This is a genomic window from Crocosphaera sp. Alani8 (assembly GCF_038442745.1).
Taxonomy (GTDB): domain Bacteria; phylum Cyanobacteriota; class Cyanobacteriia; order Cyanobacteriales; family Microcystaceae; genus Crocosphaera.
This window is the reverse complement of the sequence record NZ_JARVCN010000448.1, coordinates 1-2,243: the sequence shown is the minus strand read 5'-3', so window position 1 is coordinate 2,243 and position 2,243 is coordinate 1. Positions and strand designations below refer to the sequence as shown.

2 protein-coding genes are annotated in these 2,243 nt (G+C 33.5%); one reads left to right on the top strand and one right to left on the bottom strand.

Annotated elements, in window-relative coordinates; translation table 11 throughout:
- Positions 1-42: 42 nt before the first annotated feature.
- Positions 43-498 carry an FkbM family methyltransferase gene (locus tag P9B04_RS21980; RefSeq protein ID WP_342057099.1) on the bottom strand — a complete coding sequence of 152 codons (456 nt, stop codon included), beginning with the start codon at positions 496-498 and terminating at the stop codon, positions 43-45.
- 48 nt (positions 499-546) lie between these two features.
- Here P9B04_RS21980 and P9B04_RS21975 point away from each other — a divergent pair.
- A partial coding sequence (locus tag P9B04_RS21975; RefSeq protein ID WP_342057098.1) for a filamentous hemagglutinin N-terminal domain-containing protein occupies positions 547-2,243 on the top strand: 1,697 nt, incomplete at its 3' end.

Genomic DNA, 2,243 nt, shown 5'->3' with positions numbered 1-2,243 from the left:
TTAGAAACAACCTATTTACAATCTTATGATCGAATAATTAACTTAAATCAATTTGGTATTTTGTTCAATCAATATTTCATTTTGATTTGTCAAAAAAGGATAATCTTCTTCACATTTTTGAGTCGTTTTTAAAAGCGAAGAAGATTGAGTAAAATAGTTGTGTTCAAAAAACATAACTTTATCATTCTCTTTTCCTATCGCTAAATTCAAAGGGTAAAAATTTTCGTACTTTAAGTTTTTTAACTTCTTATAAGCTATCGGACTAGGTTCAAAAGCATACAGAGTTGAATTAGGAAAGATAGACTTTAGTTTTTTACAAGATTGACCTTCATTCGCTCCAATATCAATAATGGTCTGAATAGGAAAAATACCTAATCCTAATAATCGATTATCCCATCGAGAGATGGAAACCTGTTTAGTCAAAACATTTACAATTCTGTTACTTAATGAAGGAGATACTGTACTCAACCAATTAGCTACCTTTTTTTGTACTTTCATCGGATACTGATCTATAATATTTGATAGTTACTTACTGGATATTTTAACATGGATAAAATAAAATTAAAACAATTAAATCTGTTGATTGTTTTTATTCTATTGACTCTTTATAATCCTAAAATTCTAGCTCAAATACAATCAGATAATACCTTACCTCAAGATAGTACAATTTTTTCTCCAGATGGGCAATTGTTTATTATTGATGGAGGAACTGAACGAGGTTCTAACTTATTTCATAGTTTTTCAAATTTCAATATTAACAAAGGTCAGACAGCTTTTTTTAATAATGCTACTAATATCAGTAATATTTTTAGTCGAGTGACAGGAGTTACTCCTTCGAGTATCAATGGTTTGATTACTAGCAATGGCAATGTTAATTTTTTTCTAATGAATCCCAACGGGATCACCTTTGGACCCAATGCTCAAATTGCACTAGGCTCTTTTTTTGCCACTACGGCCGAAAGCATCTCATTTGCTGATGGACAAATATTTCTAGCAAGATCAGATTCTAATCCTCTCCTTACCTTTGCAAGACCTATTGGTGTTGGATTAAAGAATCCTGGGAAAATCCAAATTAAAGGGGCAGGACAACCATTTCAATATACGTTCTTTGAAGTTCCTATTTTACCGATCATTACCCCAGAGAATATATTTAATTTAGCGGGATTGAGAACTTTTCCTGGTGCTGGAATCACTCTAGTTGGCGGAGAAATAGATCTATCTCAATCTTCTCTAGCCGCTTTTGGTAGTAATTTAACTTTGATTGGTATCGAAGAAGGTTTTTATCAGATTGAATCCCCAGAAACATCTAAGATTTCTAGGTTCGCAGATATTAATATATCTGGCTCGGCTCTAGGGATTTCAGCACTGGGAAATCAAGAATCCATTCGTTTGTGGGGAAAAAATATTAATGTTACAGATGGCTCATTAATTTTCCATCAAAATTTAGGCACATCTTCTACTGGCGACATATCTTTGAAAGCCTCTAATTCTATCAATATTAATAGTCAGTTCACCCCAACTGTTATCCGAAATCTGACATTAGGAACAGGAAATTCTGGTAGTCTTAATTTTATAGCTCCTTCGATTTCTATTACAGATTTAGTCGCTATCGATACGACGACTTTTACCACAGGACAAGGAGGAAATATTCAGATTGAAGCTGAGAAACTAATCATTTCTGAATCTATATCCGAAACAATTATTACCGGACTGGGTAGTTTTGTTACAAGTCAAGCTGAAGGAACAGGGGGAAATATAATCATTAATGTTGATGAGTTAAAACTTGAAAAAGGGGCAGGAATTGCTTCTTCTACCGCAGGAATGGGAGATGCTGGCCATATCAATATTTCAGCAAATAATATCACCATTAGCAAATCCAATAGCCAATTTAATACTCCTGCTTTAATATCATCTGTTTCTTTTGGTTCAGGAAATGCTGGCAACATTAATATTGATACGCAAACCCTTGAATTGAGCCAAGGCGGTTCAGTTGCTTCTACTGCGGTCAATCGTGGAAATGCTGGTAATATTACTATTAATGCTACCGAAAGCATTTATTTGCGTCCACTAGATAGTAATTCAAACTTTGGTAGGTTTGAAAGGTCTGATACTGGGACTGAAGTCAATTTATTTAATACTAATAGTTTATTCGATGTGGATATAAGTTTGCTCTCAGGAGTAATTAATTCTTCTGTTTCTCCAGTTTCTTCCGAATTACAAGCAATATTTAATATCGAAGCACA